The sequence below is a fragment of the Microbacterium marinilacus genome, assembly GCF_019753765.1.
GTDB classification, from domain to species: Bacteria; Actinomycetota; Actinomycetes; order Actinomycetales; family Microbacteriaceae; genus Microbacterium; species Microbacterium marinilacus.
Map to the genome: position 1 here is coordinate 298,349 of NZ_JAIJZW010000003.1, position 18,605 is coordinate 316,953.

Annotated in this window: 20 protein-coding genes; 9 read left to right on the plus strand and 11 right to left on the minus strand. The window is 71.2% G+C overall.

The features are described from left to right. Nucleotides 1-13: 13 nt before the first annotated feature. On the minus strand, nucleotides 14-379 hold the full coding sequence (locus K5S26_RS07065) for a DoxX family protein (protein ID WP_221857261.1): 366 nt from the start codon (nucleotides 377-379) through the stop codon (nucleotides 14-16). Nucleotides 380-467: 88 nt separating this feature from the next. On the opposite strand from K5S26_RS07065, the gene K5S26_RS07070 reads away from it, so the two are divergent. Then, a complete protein-coding gene (locus tag K5S26_RS07070; RefSeq protein WP_308122824.1) occupies nucleotides 468-887 on the plus strand; it encodes a winged helix-turn-helix transcriptional regulator in 420 nt (139 codons plus the stop codon). A gap of 81 nt (nucleotides 888-968) precedes the next feature. On the opposite strand, the gene galK is transcribed toward K5S26_RS07070, so the two are convergent. Further along, nucleotides 969-2,207, minus strand: a complete 1,239-nt coding sequence (galK, locus tag K5S26_RS07075) for a galactokinase (protein WP_221857264.1) — start codon at nucleotides 2,205-2,207, stop codon at nucleotides 969-971. Continuing rightward, on the minus strand, nucleotides 2,204-3,433 hold the full coding sequence (gene galT, locus K5S26_RS07080; RefSeq protein ID WP_221857265.1) for a galactose-1-phosphate uridylyltransferase: 1,230 nt from the start codon (nucleotides 3,431-3,433) through the stop codon (nucleotides 2,204-2,206). Before galT ends, galK begins: the two co-directional genes overlap by 4 nt. Nucleotides 3,434-3,546: 113 nt before the next feature. Between galT and K5S26_RS07085 the strand changes: the two genes are divergently transcribed. The 8 genes from K5S26_RS07085 (at nucleotide 3,547) to trxA (ending at nucleotide 12,264) form a co-directional block, all read left to right on the plus strand. Beyond that, nucleotides 3,547-4,521, plus strand: coding sequence for a LacI family DNA-binding transcriptional regulator (locus K5S26_RS07085; protein ID WP_221857266.1), 975 nt, complete (start codon nucleotides 3,547-3,549; stop codon nucleotides 4,519-4,521). 150 nt (nucleotides 4,522-4,671) lie between these two features. After that, entirely contained in the window at nucleotides 4,672-6,891 is a 2,220-nt protein-coding gene (locus K5S26_RS07090) for a DUF6049 family protein (RefSeq protein ID WP_221857267.1), read from the plus strand. Beyond that, entirely contained in the window at nucleotides 6,884-8,506 is a 1,623-nt protein-coding gene (gene murJ / locus K5S26_RS07095) for a murein biosynthesis integral membrane protein MurJ (protein ID WP_221857268.1), read from the plus strand. The genes K5S26_RS07090 and murJ overlap by 8 nt, the downstream gene beginning before the upstream one ends. A 128-nt stretch (nucleotides 8,507-8,634) precedes the next feature. Beyond that, nucleotides 8,635-10,035 carry an OFA family MFS transporter gene (locus tag K5S26_RS07100; protein WP_221857269.1) on the plus strand — a complete coding sequence of 467 codons (1,401 nt, stop codon included), beginning with the start codon at nucleotides 8,635-8,637 and terminating at the stop codon, nucleotides 10,033-10,035. Continuing rightward, a complete protein-coding gene (locus tag K5S26_RS18960; RefSeq protein WP_281427177.1) occupies nucleotides 10,032-10,166 on the plus strand; it encodes an MFS transporter small subunit in 135 nt (44 codons plus the stop codon). Before K5S26_RS07100 ends, K5S26_RS18960 begins: the two co-directional genes overlap by 4 nt. Before the next feature lie 136 nt (nucleotides 10,167-10,302). Beyond that, nucleotides 10,303-10,758, plus strand: a complete 456-nt coding sequence (locus K5S26_RS07105; protein WP_221857270.1) for a DUF4383 domain-containing protein — start codon at nucleotides 10,303-10,305, stop codon at nucleotides 10,756-10,758. Between the two features lie 132 nt (nucleotides 10,759-10,890). Then, nucleotides 10,891-11,859: a thioredoxin-disulfide reductase gene (trxB, locus tag K5S26_RS07110; protein WP_221857271.1), complete on the plus strand. Its 969-nt coding sequence runs from the start codon at nucleotides 10,891-10,893 to the stop codon at nucleotides 11,857-11,859. Nucleotides 11,860-11,940: 81 nt separating this feature from the next. After that, the gene (gene trxA, locus K5S26_RS07115; RefSeq protein ID WP_221857272.1) at nucleotides 11,941-12,264 is read left to right on the plus strand and encodes a thioredoxin; all 324 of its coding nucleotides are present in this window, start codon (nucleotides 11,941-11,943) and stop codon (nucleotides 12,262-12,264) included. Between the two features lie 60 nt (nucleotides 12,265-12,324). On the opposite strand, the gene K5S26_RS07120 is transcribed toward trxA, so the two are convergent. The 8 genes from K5S26_RS07120 to K5S26_RS07155 form a co-directional block, all read right to left on the minus strand. Then, entirely contained in the window at nucleotides 12,325-13,290 is a 966-nt protein-coding gene (locus K5S26_RS07120; RefSeq protein WP_221857273.1) for an SRPBCC family protein, read from the minus strand. Nucleotides 13,291-13,316: 26 nt separating this feature from the next. Then, nucleotides 13,317-13,652 carry an ArsR/SmtB family transcription factor gene (locus tag K5S26_RS07125; RefSeq protein WP_221857274.1) on the minus strand — a complete coding sequence of 112 codons (336 nt, stop codon included), beginning with the start codon at nucleotides 13,650-13,652 and terminating at the stop codon, nucleotides 13,317-13,319. A gap of 60 nt (nucleotides 13,653-13,712) precedes the next feature. After that, on the minus strand, nucleotides 13,713-14,060 hold the full coding sequence (locus tag K5S26_RS07130; protein WP_221857275.1) for a tryptophan synthase subunit alpha: 348 nt from the start codon (nucleotides 14,058-14,060) through the stop codon (nucleotides 13,713-13,715). A 37-nt stretch (nucleotides 14,061-14,097) separates the two neighbouring features. Then, on the minus strand, nucleotides 14,098-15,342 hold the full coding sequence (locus K5S26_RS07135) for a hypothetical protein (protein WP_221857276.1): 1,245 nt from the start codon (nucleotides 15,340-15,342) through the stop codon (nucleotides 14,098-14,100). A 90-nt stretch (nucleotides 15,343-15,432) separates the two neighbouring features. Then, the gene (locus K5S26_RS07140) at nucleotides 15,433-15,690 is read right to left on the minus strand and encodes a DUF7218 family protein (RefSeq protein WP_221857277.1); all 258 of its coding nucleotides are present in this window, start codon (nucleotides 15,688-15,690) and stop codon (nucleotides 15,433-15,435) included. Nucleotide 15,691: 1 nt separating this feature from the next. Beyond that, the gene (locus tag K5S26_RS07145) at nucleotides 15,692-16,573 is read right to left on the minus strand and encodes an SDR family oxidoreductase (RefSeq protein ID WP_221857278.1); all 882 of its coding nucleotides are present in this window, start codon (nucleotides 16,571-16,573) and stop codon (nucleotides 15,692-15,694) included. An 86-nt stretch (nucleotides 16,574-16,659) separates the two neighbouring features. Further along, nucleotides 16,660-17,646, minus strand: a complete 987-nt coding sequence (locus K5S26_RS07150) for a ParB/RepB/Spo0J family partition protein (RefSeq protein WP_221857279.1) — start codon at nucleotides 17,644-17,646, stop codon at nucleotides 16,660-16,662. Next, nucleotides 17,646-18,581 carry a ParA family protein gene (locus K5S26_RS07155; RefSeq protein ID WP_221857280.1) on the minus strand — a complete coding sequence of 312 codons (936 nt, stop codon included), beginning with the start codon at nucleotides 18,579-18,581 and terminating at the stop codon, nucleotides 17,646-17,648. Before K5S26_RS07155 ends, K5S26_RS07150 begins: the two co-directional genes overlap by 1 nt. Nucleotides 18,582-18,605: the final 24 nt, after the last annotated feature.

Here is an 18,605-nt window from a genome sequence, read left to right on the forward strand (position 1 = left end):
CGATCGCGCGGGGTCAGCCGAGGACGACCAGGTAGCCGAGAACGGCCGACGCCGTCACGAGCAGGGCGATGACCAGGGCGGGGAGGAACGGCTCCTTGCGGCGGATGTGCACGACCACGGCGCCGAACATGACGATCGCGAGGCCGGTCGCGGCGATGGGCGTCAGGATCGGCGCGATGCCCGTCGCGAGGGGCAGGACGAGGCCGAGCGCGCCGATCACCTCGACGACGCCGATGAACCGCACGAAGCCGGCGGAGAAGTCGTCCACCCACGCCATCTGCGGGCGCAGCGCGTCCTTCGACCGGATGGCCTTCATGGAGCCGGCCATGAGCATGAGCAGGGCGGCGAGGGCGTTGACGATCCACAGGGCGATGAGCATGGGTTACTTTCTGTTCGTGGCTTACGATGTGTGAGCATGCCCATGATCCGCGATCCGCGGAGGCCGCACAAAAGGCACACGGATGTGCGTGACGAACACGGACGGACGCATGACCCTCGCAGACGACGCCCCCTCGACCGAGTACGAGGACACCTGCAAGCGCGCGGGCGAGGAGCATGGCCGGGCCATCCGCACGGTGCTCGACCGCATCGGCGACAAGTGGTCGCTGCTCGTGATCGGGGCCCTGCAGCACGGCACGTTGCGCTTCACGGAGCTGCAGCGGCACGTGCCCGGCGTCTCGCAGCGGATGCTGACGCTGACGGTGCGTCAGCTCGAGCGCGACGGCCTCGTGACGCGGACCGTGCACGCCGAGGTGCCGCCGCGCGTGGAGTACCGGCTGACAGCCGTCGGCGAGACGCTCATCGAGCCGTCCCTCGCCCTGGCGCAGTGGGCCATCGAGCACTACCCGGCGATCGAGCGCGCCCGCGAGGCCTTCGACGGCTCGTGACGCCCTCTGACCGTCCGGTCCCACCCGCACCCGCGTCGTGCACCACGAGGCCGTGGATGGGCCGGGAGGACCGGGCGGACGTCAGGCGTCGCGGCGGGCGCCCTGTGAGGGGATGACGGTGAAGCAGTGGGGGGCCGCGAAGCCGCGGGCCGCGAAGGCGGCCTCCGCGGCGGCGGTCACCGGCGCGGAGGCCGCCGCCTCGACCAGGGCGATGGCGGATCCGCCGAACCCGCCGCCGGTCATCCGTGCGCCGACCGCGCCCTCCGCGACGGCCGTCTCGACGGCGACGTCGAGCTCGGGCACCGAGATCTCGAAGTCGTCGCGCATCGAGGCGTGGGAGGCGACGAGCAGGTCGCCGATCGCCCGGGGGCCCGAGGTGCGCAGCGCGCCCACGGTGTCGAGCACGCGCTGGTTCTCGGTGACGATGTGCCGCACGCGGCGGAACGTGGCGTCGTCGAGCAGATCGCGGGCGCGATCCAGGTCGGCCGCCGGCACATCGCGCAGGGCGGCCACGCCCAGGGCTGCCGCTCCCCGCTCGCACGCGTCGCGGCGGTCGCGGTAGCCGCCCGTGGCGTGGGAGTGCTTCACCCCCGTGTCGATCACGAGCAGCTCGAGCCCCTCGGCGGCGAAGCCGAGGTCGACCGACTGCGTGTCGAGCGAGCGGCAGTCGAGGAAGGTCGCGGCGTCGGCGCGACCCATGATCGACGACACCTGGTCCATGACGCCGGTGGGGGCGCCGACGGCCTCGTTCTCGGCGCGGCGTCCGATCAACGCCATCTCGAGCGGCGGCAGGCCGAGGCCCCAGACCTCGTTCAGCGCCGAGGCGACCGCGCCCTCGATGGCCGCGGAGGACGACAGGCCCGCGCCCACGGGCACGTCGGACGCGATCGCGATGTCCACGCCGGGCAGCTCGTCGGCGGATCGACCGGTGGCCGCGAGCGCGGCCCATGCCACGCCCAGCGCGTAGGCGGCCCACTCCGGCACCGCCCCGTCGGCGACCGCGGTGCCGGCCGGGCCGTCGAACGTCGCGGCGAGGGAGCCGACCGCGAGCTCCACGGCCCCGGCGGCGAACGTGGAGGCCACGCGGATCCGCGGATCGCCCCCGTCCGAGCGAAGCCCGGCTGCCGCGTAGGTGCGGTGCTGGATCGCGAAGGGCAGCACGAAGCCCTCGTTGTAGTCGGTGTGCTCGCCGATCAGGTTGGCGCGCCCCGCCGACGACCAGACGCCATCGGGCTGACGGCCGGAGACATGGGCGAACAGCCGCCGCGCCTCGTCGAGCGCGGCCGACGCGTGCGGGGACGTCGATGCGGGAGCGGTCATGCGGAGGCCTCCGGGACGGTCGCGAGGGCGGCGCGCAGGCGTTCTGCGGCCTGCTCGGGCGGGATGTCGCCGATCCAGGCGCCCATCGCGGCCTCGGAGCCGGCGAGGAACTTCAGCTTGTCGGCCGCGCGGCGGGGCGAGGTGAGCTGCAGGTGCAGGCGCGCCGTGCCCCGGGCCACGTCCACGGGGGCCTGGTGCCAGGCCGCGATGTACGGCGTGCCGCCGGCGAACGCGAGGGTGTCGGCGTCGTACAGGGCGTCGAGGCCGCGCAGCAGGCGCAGGTACAGCGGCGCGAGCTCGTCGCGCTCGGCCCCGCTCAGCTCGGTGAAGTCGGCGGCGTGCCGGCGCGGGGCGAGGTGGACCTCGATGGGCCAGCGGGCGGCGAACGGGACGTACGCGATCCAGTGCTCGCCCTCGATCACGACGCGCGGCCCCGCCTGCTCGAAGGCGACGATCCGCTCGAACAGGTCGGCGCCCTCCCGCTCGATCGAGGCGAGCAGCAGCTGCGTGCGGGGCGTGATGTAGGGGTAGGCGTAGATCTGGCCGTGCGGATGCTGCAGGGTGACGCCGATCTCCTCCCCCCGGTTCTCGAAGACGAACACCTGGCGGATGCCGGGCAGCGCCGACAGCGCGGCCGTGCGGTCGGCCCACGCCTCGATCACCGTGCGCGCGCGTGTGACGGTCTGCGTGCCGAAGGAGCCGGTGCGCTCGGGGCTGAAGCAGACGACCTCGCACCGCCCGACGGACGTGCGCGAGCGCCCCAGGCCGGGGGCCGCCAGGTCGTCGAGCCCGCGGGGCGCGTCGGCGGCGGCGGGCTCGGTGCCGACGGCGACGTCGAGCGCCGGCCCGAACGAGGGGGAGCGGTTCTCGAACACCGCGACGTCGTACGAGCTGGGCAGCTCGGACGGGTTGGTCGGCGACTGAGGGGCGAGCGGGTCGAGGTCGGCCGGCGGCAGGTGCGCGCGGTTCTGGCGGGCGGCGGCCACCGAGATCCAGTCGCCCGTGAGCACGTCTCGCCGCATGGTCGCGGTGTCGGGCCTCGGGGTGAGGTCGCGCTCGTCGACGCGCCGCTCGTCGGGCAGGGTCGTGCCGGGGTCGTCGTAGTAGAGCAGCTCGCGTCCGTCGGCCAGTCGCGCGGGGCGGCGCACCACGCCGGCACCGAGGCGGGCGGCGCCTGCGGGCGCCTCGTCCGCGGGCGCAGCGGATGCGGGATCGGGATGCGGCATGAGGGTCCTCCGTTGCGCCGTGGCGCATGTTGACGTCAACATGCATGATAGGGGGATCGGATCCGCGGGCGCCAGCAGGGGCGCGTTCCGCACCGCGAGCGAGAGGACGGGTCATGGCACGCAGCGTGTCGGCCGCCGACGTCGCCCGGCTCGCGGGGGTCTCCGGGCAGACCGTCTCGCGCGTCGCCAACGGCTCTGAGCGTGTGGACCCCGCGACCCGCGCCCGCGTCGAGGCGGCGATGGCGCAGCTCGGCTACCGTCCGCACCGCGCCGCCCGCGCGCTGCGGACGGGACGATCGGGGACGATCGGCGTCCTGGTGCGCACCCTCGCCTCGGTCGGCAACGCACGGATGCTCGAGGCCGTGGTGGCCGCCGGGGCCGCCCACGGCCACGCGGTGCTGGTGATGACGCTCGCCGACGACACCCCCGACACCGCTCAGGCCGCGCTCTCGGCGCTCGCCGATCAGGGGGTGGACGGCGCGATCGCCCTGAACGAGGCGAGCCCGGCCGCGCGCACGGCCGGTTCGGGGGCCTTCCCGCTGGTCACGGTCGACGCCGCCCCGGGGGACGGCTCGGTCGCGATCGAGTCGGACCACGCCGGGGGAGCGGCCGAGGCGGTCGCGCATCTGCTCTCCGCCGGACGCGCCACCGTTCATCACCTCGCCGGGCCCGCGGGGTCGTACGCCGCGTCCGAGCGGGAGCGCGGATGGCGCGAGGCGCTCGCGGCCGCCGGCGTCGCGGCGCCGGACCCGCTGCGGGGCGACTGGTCGGCCCGGTCGGGGTACCTGCGCGGCCGCGAGCTCGCGGACCGGCTCGGCCCCGGCGACGCCGTCTTCGTCGCGAACGACCAGATGGCGCTCGGGCTGCTGCGCGCGCTCGGCGAGACCGCGCGCGCAGGCGTCGCGGTGATCGGGTTCGACGACGTCGCCGACGCGGCCGACTACCGGCCGCCCCTGACGACGGTGGCGCAGGATTTCGACGCGCTCGGCGAGACCGCGGTGCGCCTTCTGCTCGACCGGGTGGCGGGCCGCGAGACGCCCGCACGCACGGTCGTCCCGACCCGGCTGGTGCGGCGCGAGAGCGCCTGACGGGGCGCGGCGCCGCGCCGGATCCGGCCGTCCCCGGCGCGCGCCGTCCGGGCGATACCCAGACGGCTCCGTAGAATCGAGAGGATCCGCGGTTCGCCTGGGCGACCAGCCATCCGGCACGCGATCGCCACGCACCACCCCGCACCCACCATGACGACGGACCTCCCCCGGCGCCGGGCCGCTCTCCGCAGGCGGCATCCGCTCACCCTCCTTCCCGCTGCGGCGTTCGCCGTGCTCCTGGGACTGGCGAACGCGGCTCCGGCGCAGGCCGCGACGGAGGAGCCCGAGCGGCCCGAGCTCACCCTCACCCCCGTCGCCCACGGGGTGATCGCCCCCGGCTCGTCCTTGACGACGATGCTGACGGTCGAGAACGTCTCCGATCAGCCGCTCGAGGCGTCCACCGTCGAGCTCGAGCTCGGACGGGACCGGCTCGAGAACGGCGACGAGCTGGCGACCTGGCTGAGCGCCGGCCCGGGCTCGGATGCGGACGACGGGCTCGCGCTCGTCGCCTCGGTCGACGGCGAGGACGTCGCGCCCGGCGAGAGCGAGCGGATCAGCATCACGGTCCCCGCGAGCGACGACGTGCTGAGCGACCTCGACCCGGGCGTCTACCCGCTGCGGGCGACCGTGGGGGATGCGACCTCCGTGAGCGTCGTCATCGTCTCCGACGATTCGACCCCCACCGGGGTCGTCGTCCCGATCACCGCGCCGCCCACGACATCCGGGCTGCTGGGCGCCGAGCAGCTGAGCGAGCTGACGGGGCCCGACGGCGTGCTGACCGCGCAGCTCGAGGCAGTGTCGTCGACGAGCGCGATCCTGGCCGTCGACCCCGCCATCCCCGCCGCGATCCGCGCCCTCGGCACGACGGCCCCCGACAGCGCGGTCGACTGGCTCGAGCGCCTGCTGCTGCTGCCCAACGACCGCTTCGCGCTGCAGTTCGGCGACGCCGACGTCGCGGCCCAGCTGCAGGCCGGGATCGAGGCGCCGCTGCAGCCGCTCGAGCTGGACGCGTACGTCGTCGACGAGCCCCAGCCGGCGCCTTCGCCCTCTCCCAGCCCGACGGAGACCGCCACCGGCGCCGGCGAGCCCGCCTCCGTCGACCCGGAGGACCTTCTCGAGATCGGCGCCACCCGCGCGTCGGTCTACTGGCCGATGCCGGGAGACGCCACCCCGGGCGTGGTCGAGGCCCTGACCGCGGCCGACCCCGACGCCGTCACCCTGATCCCGTCGGACGCGACGGAGCAGGGCGGCGACGGCACCGCGGTGGGCGCCTCCGGGGCGACCGGAGACGGCGCCGCGGTCCTCGTCTACGACTCGGGCGCCTCGTCCGCGCTGGAGGACGTCGCGGCGCAGGCCGACGAGACCGGTCGCGGCGCGGCCATGGTCGGCGCGACAGCCGAGCTGTGGCTCGCGGCCGACGAGGCGGGCGGCTCCCCGATGCTGGTCGCCCTGGATCGCGCGGCGGTGACGGACACGCAGGAGGACGGGGCCGAGGAGGGCGCCGAGCTCGCCATGCGGCTGCGGGACGCGATCGAGGTCGTGACGGCCGGACAGGCGTTCGACGCGCAGCGTCTCGACGCGCTCGTCGACGCGTCGCCCGCGCTCGTCGCCCCGACCGACACGACGCCCGACGAGGCCCGCCTCGCCTTCGCCGCGGAGCTCGGCGACGCCGAGAGCCGCGTCGCCCTCACCGCCACCGTGCTGGAGGAGCCGGCGCTGCTGACGGGCCAGATGCGCGCGGAGGCGCTGCAGACGCTCTCCGTCGGGTGGGACGGGCGGCGCAGCGCCTGGCTGGACGCCGCCGACGGCTTCCGCGAGCGCTCGGCGGCGCGGGCCGACGCGGTCGGCCTCGAGCAGCCGACGACCGTGCAGCTGCTCAGCGCCGGGGTCGACCTGCCGGTCTGGGTGCGCAACGACCTGCCGTACCCGATCGAGGTGACGCTGACCGCGCATCCCGACGATCCTCGGCTCGACGTCGCCGAGAGCACCCCGGCACAGATCCAGCCGAACACCACGACGGCCGTGCAGGTGCCGGTCGAGGCGCGGGTCGGCAGCGGCGACGTGCGCATCGACCTCACGCTCGTGAACGGGGAGGGCCAGCTCATCGGACCGCCGCGCACGGTCGAGGTGACCGTCCGCGCCGACTGGGAGCGCATCGGCATCGGCGGTCTCATCGTGCTGATCGTCGGCCTGATCGGCACGGGCGTCTTCCGCACGATCCGGCGGCGGCGGCGCACGGCACAGGACGATGCGCCGGAGCAGAGCGCTTCGGCGCAGGACGACCCGCCACAGGAAACACCGGAGCAGGACGCCCCCGAGCAGGACACGCCGGGCGACGACCCGGGCGCGCAGAAGGAGACGAATGGCTAGCCTCGGGCGCGCGAGCGCGATGATCGCCGCCGGCACGATCGTCTCGCGCGTGACGGGTCTGGTCCGCACGATCGTGCTCGTCGCGGCGATCGGAGCCGTCGGACGCGCCTCCGACGCCTTCTCACTCGCGAACCAGCTGCCGAACTACGTCTTCCAGGTGCTGTCCGCGGGGCTCATCACGGCCGTCCTGGTGCCGCAGATCGTGAAGTGGAGCGCTCGCGAGGACGGCGGTCGCGGGCACCTCTCCAAGCTGCTGACCCTCGGCACCGTGGTGCTCGTGATCGTCACCGGGATCGCGATGGCCCTCGCCCCCTGGCTCATCCGGCTCTTCGCCGACTCCGATAAGTACACGCCCGATCAGCTGGCTCTGGGCACCGCCTTCGCGTACTGGTGCCTGCCTCAGGTGTTCTTCTACGGGATGTTCGCCCTCGTCGGCGAGACCCTCAACGCCCGTCGGGTGTTCGGCCCCTACGCGTGGGCCCCCATCGTCAACAACATCGTGTCGATCGTCGGCTTCGGCGCGTTCATCGTGCTGTTCGGCGGCGAGCGCAGCGACGTCCCCGACTGGGACCCGCTGCTGATCGGCGTGTTCGGGGGGATCACGACCCTCGGCATCGCGGCCCAGACCGTCGTGCTGGTGGCGTTCTGGCGCCGCACCGGCCTCAGCATCCGCCCCGACTTCCGGTGGCGCGGCCTGGGCCTGAGCACCCTCCGCGGCACGGCCGGATGGAGCTTCGCGATGCTCCTGGTCGGCCTGGTGGTCTCCGCCGTGCAGCAACGGGTGATCTCGGGGGCCTCCGGCGACCACGTCTCGGCGACCGGGTGGTTCGTCGCGTGGCTCGTGTTCATGCTGCCGTACTCGGTGATCGTGATGTCGATCGGGACGCCGTACTTCACGCAGCTCTCGGAGCACGCCGCGGCCGGCCGCGACGACGAGGTGCGCGCGGACGTCGACCGCAGCATCCGCACCCTCGGCCTCCTGGTCGTCATCGCCGCGGCCGCCCTGATCGCCGCGTCCGCGCCCGCCGCGCGCATCTTCACCAACGGGCCGGATCAGGCGGTCGCCGCCGGGGCGGTGCTCGTGGGCTTCCTCGTGGGCCTCGTGCCGCTGGCCGTGCAGTTCGTCGTGCAGCGCACGTTCTACGCGTACGGCGACACCCGCACGCCGTTCTTCTTCACGGTGTTCCAGGCGGCCATCGCCATCGGGCTGGCGCTGTTGGTGCCGCTCGTCGTGGGCCCGGCTGACCTGACGTCGGCCGTCGCGTTCTGCCAGTCGCTGTCGAGCCTCGCACAGGTGATCCTGGCGACGTGGCTGCTGCGCCGGCGCCTCGGGCCGCTCGGCGTGGGCGGATGGGTGTGGGCGCTCGTGCGCTTCACCCTCGCGGCGATTCCCGCCGGCGCCGTCGCGGTGGCGGTCTACCTCCTGGCCGGGGGCGCGGAGAGCTGGATGCTCGCCGCCGACGTCGACGGCATCTCCGGACGCCTGCTCGGCGCGCTCGGCACCGCCGTGCTCGGCGGCATCGCCGTGGTCGTGTACGTCGCCACCCTGGCGGCGTTCCGCGCCCCCGAGCTGCGCACCGCCACGGGCCTGGTCCGCCGCCTCGTCGGCCGCTGATCGCGTTCCCGGTCAACGGGATCCGACGTGTCGCTCGTTGTGCGGGCGGGCATCCCTCGCTAGCGTTCGGGCATCGCGGCCGCGCCGACCGGTGCGCCCGCTCGACGGGGACAAGGGGGTACCTCACAGTGTCGTTCCTCGACCGGCAGCACACGATCGCACCACCCGGATACAGCCGATGGCTGATCCCGCCCGCGGCTCTCGCCATCCATCTCTGCATCGGTCAGGCGTACGCGACGAGCGTCTACAAGAACGCGCTCGTCGCGCATTTCGACACCTCGCTGACGGCGATCGGGATCATCTTCTCGATCGCCATCGTCATGCTCGGCGTCTCGGCGGCGGTCCTCGGCACCTGGGTCGAGAAGGTCGGGCCGCGCAAGGCGATGTTCACCTCCGCATGCTTCTGGGCATCCGGCTTCCTGATCGGCGCCCTGGGCATCGCCACCTCCCAGCTGTGGCTGGTCTACCTCGGGTACGGCTTCGTCGGCGGCATCGGCCTGGGCATCGGCTACATCTCGCCCGTCTCGACGCTCATCAAGTGGTTCCCCGACCGCCCCGGCCTCGCGACGGGGATGGCCATCATGGGCTTCGGGGGAGGGGCGCTGGTGGCCTCGCCGATCTCCCGGCAGCTCATGGCGCTCTATGACCCGGCGTACGATCCCGCCGACTCCGCGTCGGTCGCGTCCGGCTCGGCCGTGGCGCTGCTGTTCGTCACGCTGGGCATCGCCTACTTCCTGGTGATGATGCTCGGGGTGTTCAACGTGCGCACCCCTGCAGCGGGCTGGAAGCCCGCCGGCTGGGACCCGGCGAGCGTGAAGAGCAAGCCGCTGGTCACGACCGCGCATGTGTCGGCGAACAACGCGATCAAGACGCCGCAGTTCTGGCTGCTGTGGATCGTGCTGTTCTGCAACGTGACGGCGGGCATCGGCATCCTCGAGCAGGCCAGCCCGATGATCCAGGACTTCTTCCGCGAGGGGAGCGCGTCGCTCGTGACGGCGACGACCGCCGCCGGCTTCGTCGCGCTGCTGTCGCTGTTCAACATGGCCGGCCGCTTCGTCTGGTCGTCGACGAGCGACTACATCGGCCGCAAGCCGATCTACATGGTCTACCTCGGCGTGGGCGTCGTGCTCTACACGCTGCTCGCTCTGCTGGGCGCCAACAGCACCCTGCTGTTCGTGGCCCTCGCGGCGGTGATCCTGTCGTTCTACGGAGGCGGGTTCGCGACGATCCCGGCGTACCTCCGCGACCTGTTCGGCACGTTCCAGGTCGGCGCCATCCACGGGCGCCTGCTGACGGCCTGGTCGGCGGCGGGGATCGCGGGGCCGCTGATCATCAACGGCTTCCTCGACTCGCGTGGCACACCCGGCCAGCTCGTCGCCGCCGACTATCGGCCCGCGCTGCTCACCATGGTCGGCGTGCTGGCCGTCGGCTTCATCGCCAACCTGCTGGTGCGGCCCGTCGCGACGCGTTTCCACGAGCCGGCCACGTCGCCCGCAGCATCGACCGTCAAGGAAGGAGCGGCGAAGTGACCGATCAGAACGCCTCCACCGGCTCGTCGTCGCAGACCGTCCGGCTCGTCCTCTCGTGGCTCGTCGTGGGCATCCCGCTCGTGTACGCGCTGTGGCAGACGGTCGTGTCGGTGCTGCCGCTGTTCGCCTGACTGACCCGCCACGGACGGGGGCCCCTCGCATCTCGGCGGAGCCCCCGTCAAGCCTCTGTCCTGGTGGTTCGGTGGCGTGGTTCCGTTCGGTACCGCGACGGAACGGCCGCGCGGTCGACAGAGAGCGGGTCGGAAAATGAGCACCACGTCCCATCCCACCAACGGCTACGCGCGATCGCCCCTTCAAAAGGTCGCTCTGCTCTACGGAGTCGTCTTCCTCATCGTCGGCGTCGGGGGGTTCATCCCGGGTCTGACGACCGACATCGAGGGCCTGCAGTTCGCCGGCCATGGCTCGGGCGCGATGCTGCTCGGCATCTTCCAGGTGTCGATCCTGCACAACGTCGTCCACCTGCTGTACGGCGTCGTGGGCCTGCTCGCGGCACGTGCGTTCGGGTTCTCCCGCCAGTACCTGATCTGGGGCGGCGCGGTCTACGCGCTGCTCTGGCTGTACGGCCTGCTCGTGCCGCACGACCACGGGGCCAACTTCGTGCCGCTGAACACGGCGGACAACTGGCTCCACTTCGCGCTGGCCGTCACGATGATCGGCTTCGGCGTCCTTCTCGGACGTCGCGCCGTCGCCGCCGCACGCTGACGCCGCGATTCGCGGTCAGGAGGTCCCGGTCGGTCGATCCGGCCGGGACCTTTCCGTCCACTGATAGATGCTTGTCTATGGAATGAGCCGCACGTAGCATGTGTTGAGGCAGTCGAAACCCAGGAGGCGCACGTGCGACAGCTCATCATCATCGGATCGGGTCCGGCCGGATTCACCGCCGCCATCTACGCGGCGCGGGCGAACCTCAAGCCCCTGGTCGTGGCCAGCTCGGTGGAGGTGGGCGGCGAGCTCATGAACACCACCGAGGTCGAGAACTTCCCCGGGTTCCCCGAGGGCATCATGGGTCCCGACCTGATGGCGAAGATGCAGGAGCAGGCCGAGCGGTTCGGCGCCGAGATCGCCTACGACGACGTGACCGAGCTCGACCTGTCGGGCGACATCAAGAAGGTGACGCTGGGCAGCGGTTCCGTGGAGGAGGCCGAGGCCGTGATCTTCGCGACCGGCTCGGCGTATCGCAAGCTCGGCCTGGAGGGCGAGGACCGCCTGTCCGGCTACGGGGTGTCGTGGTGCGCCACGTGCGACGGCTTCTTCTTCCGCGAGAAGGAGATCGCGGTCGTCGGAGGCGGGGACTCGGCGATGGAGGAGGCGACCTTCCTGACGAAGTTCGCCTCGAAGGTCTACGTGATCCACCGTCGCGACAGCCTCAAGGCCTCGAAGATCATGCAGGACCGGGCGCTGGCCAACGAGAAGATCGAGTTCGTGTGGAACTCCGAGGTCGCCGACGTGCTGGGCGACACGGCCGTCTCGGGAGTGACCCTGCGCGACACGGTGACCGGCGAGACCCGCGACCTCGCGGTGCAGGGCCTGTTCATCGCCATCGGCAACGACCCGCGGACGCACCTGGTGCACGACAAGCTCGAGCTCACCGCTGACGGCACGATCGCCGTCGACGGCCGCTCGTCCCGCACCTCCGTCGCGGGTGTCTTCGCCGCCGGCGACGTCATCGACCCGTCCTACCGTCAGGCCGTCACGGCCGCGGCGAGCGGGACCGTCGCCGCCCTCGACGCGGAGCACTACCTGGCCGCGCGCGGCGATGCCGGACAGCCCGCGCCCGCAGAGGACCAGCTGGTCGAGGCCTGACGGCCCTCGCCCGCCGACCCGGAACAAACTCCCCGTCATCCGCGTTCCGGATGATGACGACTTCCACCTAAGGAGATCAACATGACCGCGAAGGCCACCACCTCGGCCACGTTCGAGCAGGACGTCCTGCAGGCCGAGGGTCCCGTGCTCGTCGACTTCTGGGCTGCGTGGTGCGGCCCGTGCCGCATGGTCGCGCCGGTGCTGGACGAGATCCAGTCCGAGAACCCCGACAAGATCACGGTTCTGAAGCTCAACGTCGACGAGAACCCGGATCTGGCGATGAAGTACCAGATCACGTCGATCCCGGCGATGAAGGTCTTCCACGGCGGCGAGGTCAAGACCACGATCATCGGCGCCAAGCCGAAGTTCGCGCTCGAGCAGGATCTCGCCGAGTTCATCGGCTGATCCGCTCTCATGACGAAGGCCCCCGGTTCGCACCGGGGGCCTTCGTCATGAGAGGCGCCGTCAGAGGACGCTCTCCAGCCGCGCGTAGCTGGTCTCCATGCCGTCCGTCATGCCGGTGGCCAGCACCTCCTCACGCACCTGCGCGCTCGGGTAGGTGATGAGGAGTGTCAGCAGGGTCCCGGCGTCCACGGTCACGAGGGTCAGTTCGTTCCGCGACGGCTCTCCCGGCATCCCGATCATCGACTCGGTGGTGACCTCGCGGTACGGAGGCTGCGACTCGAGCAGCTCGCCCTCGAAGCCGAAGCCGTCCGATCCGTCCTCACGCGTCCACTCCTGGCGGAAGCGGTCGCCGACGTTCTGCGCGATGTCGGCGACCGTCATGACCCACCCGTCGGGACCGAGCAGCCAGCGCTTGACGAGATCCGGGTCGTGATGTGCGCGCCACACGTCGTCGACGGCGCCGCGGATCACGCGAGAGATCCGCACCTGCGTCTCGCCGATGAGCTGGGCGGAGGTCGGCAGCTCGGCGGCGAAGGAGCGCAGGTCCGCCAGGACGGCGTCGATCTGACCCATGGCCGCCCTGGTGCCCTCCTCCATGCCCATCTTCACGAGCTCCTCCAGCGCCTCGACGGACGGGAACGTCGTCACCGTGACCAGGCGCGATCCCCCGTCCGTCTCCTCGAAGGAGAAGGTCATCATCATGGTCGGCATGTCGGTGTTCAGGCTGCCGTCCTCGTGGGCGAATCCGTCGCGCACGGTGAACGAGCGCCCCTCCTCGACCGCGTCGAACTGCCAGATCCCTCCGGAGCGCGACCCGTCGGGCCCCGTCATGTAGTAGTTCGAGGCCCCTCCCGGGAACACGTCATGACGGGTGAAGGTCGCCGGCCACTCCGGCGGCCCCCAGAACCGCTCGATCTGGCGCGGGTCGACGTAGGCGTCCCAGAGCCGGCGGACGGGCACCGGGAAGTCGGCGACGATGGTCATCGTCAGGGCATCGAGGTCTTTCTCGACGGAGGTGACGGGCATGATGTGCCTTTCGGATTCGTGTGGGGTCAGTTCTCGGTGAGCAGCTCGTCGAGCCGGGCCACGCGACCCCGCCAGATCTGCTCGAATCGATCCAGCAGCGCCTGCGCGCGCCGGATCTGCTCGGGGGCGCCGCGGACGAGGCGCTCGCGGCCCTGCGGCTGCTTCGTCACCAGCCCCGCTCCCTCCAGCACCGCGACGTGCTTCTGCACCGCCGCGAAGGACATGTCATAGGCGGCGGCGAGCTGCGACACCGTCGCCTCGCCCTGGAGGGTGCGGCGGAGGATGTCGCGCCGGGTCGCGTCGGCGAGGGCCCGGAAGATCCGGTCCACCTCATCGTCTGTGAACTGCTCTTGTACAACCATTTGGTTTTACATTAGCGCCCACGATCCCGCTGTCAACAGCAGGCGCATCGGGTGTGCGGCTCAGCCGCCGATGACGCGGACGACCGCGTCCCAGCGTCGATGCGTGTTCTCCTGGCCGACGAGGCGCCACACGGCCTTCGACAGCTCCGGGTACTCCTGCGCGATCAGACGCAGGAGACGCTGATTGCGCGACGCCGTCGGGCGGAGGCCGCCGTCGGCCTCGATGTGCTCGGCGCGCAGGGTGAAGACGACGAGCTCGTCGACCGACGGCAGGTCCTCCATGAACTCCCACGGGTCCTCACCCGCGCGCAGCCGCTCGTCGATGAGAGCGGCGAGCTCGTCCGTCGCCTCGGCGCGCAGCACCTCGACGCTGGCGCGTCGGCGGGGGAGTCCGGGGGAGTCGCTCACCCATCCAGGCTACGCGCGTGTGACGCGGAGGGCGTCGCTACCACGGCTTCGCCGCCACGGCACGCAGTGCTGGCCAGTCGTCGAACGAGAAGCGTCGCGGAACCTCGCCCCAGACCTCGTCGACCTGCTCCGCGGTGGCCAGATCGGACCACTCGAGTAGTCCTTGGCCCTCCGTCCAGTAGTCGGGGCTGCGCATCGTGAGGGTCACGGTCGTGCTCCGCTCCGCCGTCGCCGTCCCGGCCTGCTCGGAATCGGCGGCCGAGGAGGAGTTCAGGCTCACGAGGAGGTCGTAGCCGTGCTCGCCGTCAGCGCGGAACTCAGCTCCCGAATCGGCCACGTTTTCTGGTCGCACGAGCACGGTCCAGCCCGTCTCGGGAAGCGCTCGCTCCAGCGTGGACGCGGCGTCGGTGGGCGACACCGGAATGTCGACCCGCCAGACGACAAGCATCGCGTACTCGCCCCGATCCCGGTAGCTGTCGAGAGTGTCGCCGTAGGTAACCCCGTCGTACCACCCCGCCTGGGCGATCCAGCCGACCGGTGTTATGGCCTCCCGCAACGGCGCGAGGTGCTCTTGCGCGGCATCCCAGTGCGCCTCCTTTCGGGTGACCGCGTCGTCGACCGACATCCACACGACATCCGCCTCGGTGTTGCCCGACGCATCGCGCTCACCGAACAGATGAATGATGTACGCCGCACAGAGAATCGCTGCAAGCAGCAGCGGCGGCGCGAGAAGGGCGGCCCACGGCGTCCACGCGCGCCCGCTGCGGCCACGGGCGAAGCCTCTGGCCGCCAAGGCCGCGGCCCCAAGCCACGCCGCGATCATGATCGTCATCCCGGCGACGCTCAAGGCGGAGTTGAGCCCGGGCGGCAGCCAGGACTGCCAGGACTGCAGAGAGGACGAAAGGCTGCCCGAGTCGCCTGTCCCGCGCTGGGCCAGCGCGAACAGAGCCATGCCCCACCAGTGCAGGAGCATCAGGGTCGTCACGAAAGTGCCCGCGCTGACACGCCCACGCCTCTCGCGCCGCAGAATGAACCGGGGGAGGAGTCCTGCCAGCGCAATCACGGGCAGGACGACCGGAGACGCGAGGAGGAGAAGCAGCGCCTCCCAACCGTCGCTGTCGGTGGCCATGCGCGTCAGAAAGAGAAACACCGGCAACAACCATGCGATCACCGGCCACAGGCCCCAAACGACCTGGTTCAGTACGCCATCGTGCTCGACATCTTCGTCTGTCGCGTCAAGAGGCACGACCAGCACCGGCTCCGCGCCGTGTTCTTGAGCCATATCGTCCTCTCCGCGTGTCGTCGGTGAGAACTAGACTGCCCGATCCCGCGCGTGGACGCTCGACCAGCCGGCTGAGCGTCCGGGGCCAACTCAGTGGTTGCGGAGCTTCTCGATCAGCTCGTCCTTCTTGAGCCCCGAGTAACCCTCGATGCCCAGCTCCTTCGCCCGGCCGCGGAGCTCGTCGACCGTGCGGTCCTCGTAGTTCTCCGCGTGCCCGCCGCGCTCGCCGATCTCGTCGCGTCCGTCCCGTGCCGCGGCGTTCGCGATGCGGGCGGACTTCTCCTTCGAGTTGCCCTCGTCGCGCAGCTTCTCGTAGAGCTCCTCGTCCTTAATGCTGCGGTTCGGCATGTCAGAACCCCTTTCCTCCGGTCACGGGCACGACCGCACCCGCGACGTAAGAAGCCTCTTCGCTGGCCAGATAGACGTAGGCCCCCGCGAGCTCGACTGGCTGGCCCGCCCGGCCGAGGGGCGTGTCGGCGCCGAAGTTCTTCACCTTGTCGGCGGGGAACCCGGTCGCGGGGATGAGAGGCGTCCAGATAGGCCCCGGGGCGACGGCGTTGACCCGGATGCCCTTCGGGCCCAGGTCCTGCGCGAGCGCCTGCACGAAGGCGACCTGGGCCGCCTTCGTCATCGCGTAGTCGATCAGACCCGGGGACGGGTCGGATGCCTGGATCGAGGTCGTCACGATGATGGATGCCCCGGGAGACATATGAGGCGCGGCCTCACGAACGAGGACCATGGGCGACACCAGGTTCGTTCGGAAGGTGTGCTCGATCTCCGTCGCCGTCAGGCCGTCCACGCCTTCGCGCTGACGCTGGTATGCCGCGTTCGGAATAAGGATGTCGAGGCCGCCCAGCGCTTCGATCGCGGCGCCGACCACGTCGACACAGGCCTGCTCCTCCGTGAGGTCTGCGGGCAGCATGACGCAGTTCCTGCCGGCCTCACGCACGTGCCTCTCCGTCGCCTGCGCGTCTTCCTCCTCCTCGGGGAGGTAGACGATCGCGACGTCGGCACCCTCGCGGGCGTAGGCGATCGCCACGGCTCGCCCGATCCCGGAGTCGCCGCCCGTGATCAGGGCCTTCCGCCCCTCGAGGCGGCCCCTGCCGATCCAGCTCGTCTCGCCGTGATCCGGAGTGGGATCCATCTCCCCGGTGAGGCCGGGCTGGCTGGGCTGCTCCTGCGACGGGAACGAGCCGGACGGCTCGCGCGGGTCGGTGGTCGTCTCGCTCATGACAGCGAGGCTACGGACGACGCCGACGTGTTCCCAGGGTCTTGACTGCTCGGCGGGTTGGTGTCAGGGTCCCGCCCCGCCGACCGTCAGTTGCCGTAGCCCTCTTCGCCGAGCTCGCTCAGGATGCGATTGAGGTCTTGGATGGTCGCGAAGTCGATCTTGATCTGCCCCTTGCGGGAGGTGAGATCGACCTTCACCTTCGTGTTGAGGCGGTCTCCGAGGCGATCGGCGACATCGTTCAAGAACGCGCGTCGGGCACCGGGCTGCGGCCGCGGCGACCGCGGCCCGCTCTCGGCGGTAAGCGTCTTCGCCGCCGTCTCGGCCGCACGCACCGAGAGGTCCTCGTTGACGATCTTGTCCGACAGTCGCTGCATCTGCTCCGGCCCCTCGAGCGAGAGGATCGCCCGGGCGTGACCGGCCGACAGCACGCCCGCCGCCACCCGCTGCTGCACGGGGACGGGGAGACGCAGCAGACGGATCGTGTTGCTGATCTGCGGCCGCGACCGCCCGATCCGCTTGGCGAGCTGGTCCTGGGTGATGCCGAAGTCGTCGAGGAGCTGCTGGTAGGCGGACGCCTCCTCCAGCGCGTTCAGCTGCGAGCGGTGCAGGTTCTCCAGCAGCGCGTCGCGCAGCAGATCCTCGTCGGAGGTGTCGCGCACGATGGCCGGGATCTCGGCGAGGCCCGCCTCGCGAGACGCGCGCGTGCGACGCTCTCCCATGATCAGCTCGTAAGTGCCGTCGCCCTTGTCGCGCACCACGACCGGCTGGAGCACGCCGAACTCCCGCACGCTGTGCACCAGCTCCGCCAGGTCGTCCGGATCGAAGGTCGTGCGCGGCTGACGCGGGTTCGGGACAATGCTGTGGGGGTCGACCTGCACCAGGCGCGCGCCGGGCACCGCAACGAGGTCGTCCGCCTTGACCTTGCCGGCCTGGGCAGTCGCCTTCTCCGCAGCCTCCGCGGCCTTCTTCGTGGGCGCACCCGGGAAGAAGACGTCGACGGGACGCGCCTCGTTCGATTCGGCGGTGGGGATCAGTGCTCCGATGCCCCGGCCCAGACCCGTACGCTTCGCCATCAGGACTCCTTCTCTTCGCTGTCCGCGCCCTGCGCTGCGCCGCGTCGGACGATCTCGACCGCGGCCTCTCGATACGCGATCGCACCCGCGGAATTGCCGTCGTACGCGATTACCGTCTGCCCGAAGCTCGGGGCCTCGGAAATCCGCACTGATCGGGGAATCATCGTCCTCAGCGCCTCAGCCGAGAAGTGGCTGCGCACCTCATCGGCCACCTGCTGCGACAGCTTGGTGCGCGCGTCGTACATGGTCAGCAGGATGGTCGACAGATGCAGCTGCGGATTGAGGTGCTTCTGGATCATCCGCACGTTGCCGAGCAGCTGGCTGAGGCCCTCGAGCGCGTAGTACTCGCACTGGATCGGGAGGAAGACCTCCTCGGCGGCGGTGAACGCATTGATCGTCAGCAGGCCAAGGGACGGAGGGCAGTCGATCAGGATGAAGTCGAGCGGCGTCTCCTGCTCCCGCACGTGATCGTCGATCGCGGTCTTCAGCCGCTGCTCGCGCGCCACCTGCGTGACGAGCTCGATCTCCGCACCGGCGAGATGGATGTTGCTGGGGGCGCAGAACAGCGTCTCCGACTCGGGGCTGGTCTGCACCACGTCGGAGAGGGGGAAGCCGTCGATCAGCACGTCGTAGATGCTCGGGGTGTCGGCGTTGTGGGGCACGCCGAGCGCCGTGGATGCGTTCCCCTGCGGGTCCAGGTCGATCACCAGCACGCGGCCGCCGAGCGAGGCGATCGCCGCAGCGATGTTGACCGTCGTGGTGGTCTTGCCGACGCCGCCCTTCTGGTTGGAGATCGTCAGGATGCGAGTCCGCCCGGGGAACTCGACCTGGACGTTCTCCAGCGCGCGGCGCCGGGCCGAAAGATCAGCCAGCTCGCGCGCGAGGGGGGTGTCGTCGGGGAGTGCGAACGACGCCGCCTTCTCGGACTGTTTCACGTGAAACACTCTTCCCTTCGCGCG

Coding starts and splice junctions, on each gene's coding strand:
- K5S26_RS07125 (WP_221857274.1), bottom strand. CDS start 13,652: ATGGTTGTACAAGAGCAGTTCACAGACGATGAGGTGGACCGGATCTTC.
- K5S26_RS07065 (WP_221857261.1), bottom strand. CDS start 379: ATGCTCATCGCCCTGTGGATCGTCAACGCCCTCGCCGCCCTGCTCATG.
- galK (WP_221857264.1), bottom strand. CDS start 2,207: ATGACCGCTCCCGCATCGACGTCCCCGCACGCGTCGGCCGCGCTCGAC.
- K5S26_RS07145 (WP_221857278.1), bottom strand. CDS start 16,573: ATGAGCGAGACGACCACCGACCCGCGCGAGCCGTCCGGCTCGTTCCCG.
- K5S26_RS07120 (WP_221857273.1), bottom strand. CDS start 13,290: ATGCCCGTCACCTCCGTCGAGAAAGACCTCGATGCCCTGACGATGACC.
- K5S26_RS07105 (WP_221857270.1), top strand. CDS start 10,303: ATGAGCACCACGTCCCATCCCACCAACGGCTACGCGCGATCGCCCCTT.
- K5S26_RS07135 (WP_221857276.1), bottom strand. CDS start 15,342: ATGGCTCAAGAACACGGCGCGGAGCCGGTGCTGGTCGTGCCTCTTGAC.
- galT (WP_221857265.1), bottom strand. CDS start 3,433: ATGCCGCATCCCGATCCCGCATCCGCTGCGCCCGCGGACGAGGCGCCC.
- K5S26_RS07085 (WP_221857266.1), top strand. CDS start 3,547: ATGGCACGCAGCGTGTCGGCCGCCGACGTCGCCCGGCTCGCGGGGGTC.
- K5S26_RS07090 (WP_221857267.1), top strand. CDS start 4,672: ATGACGACGGACCTCCCCCGGCGCCGGGCCGCTCTCCGCAGGCGGCAT.
- murJ (WP_221857268.1), top strand. CDS start 6,884: ATGGCTAGCCTCGGGCGCGCGAGCGCGATGATCGCCGCCGGCACGATC.
- K5S26_RS07150 (WP_221857279.1), bottom strand. CDS start 17,646: ATGGCGAAGCGTACGGGTCTGGGCCGGGGCATCGGAGCACTGATCCCC.
- trxA (WP_221857272.1), top strand. CDS start 11,941: ATGACCGCGAAGGCCACCACCTCGGCCACGTTCGAGCAGGACGTCCTG.
- K5S26_RS07140 (WP_221857277.1), bottom strand. CDS start 15,690: ATGCCGAACCGCAGCATTAAGGACGAGGAGCTCTACGAGAAGCTGCGC.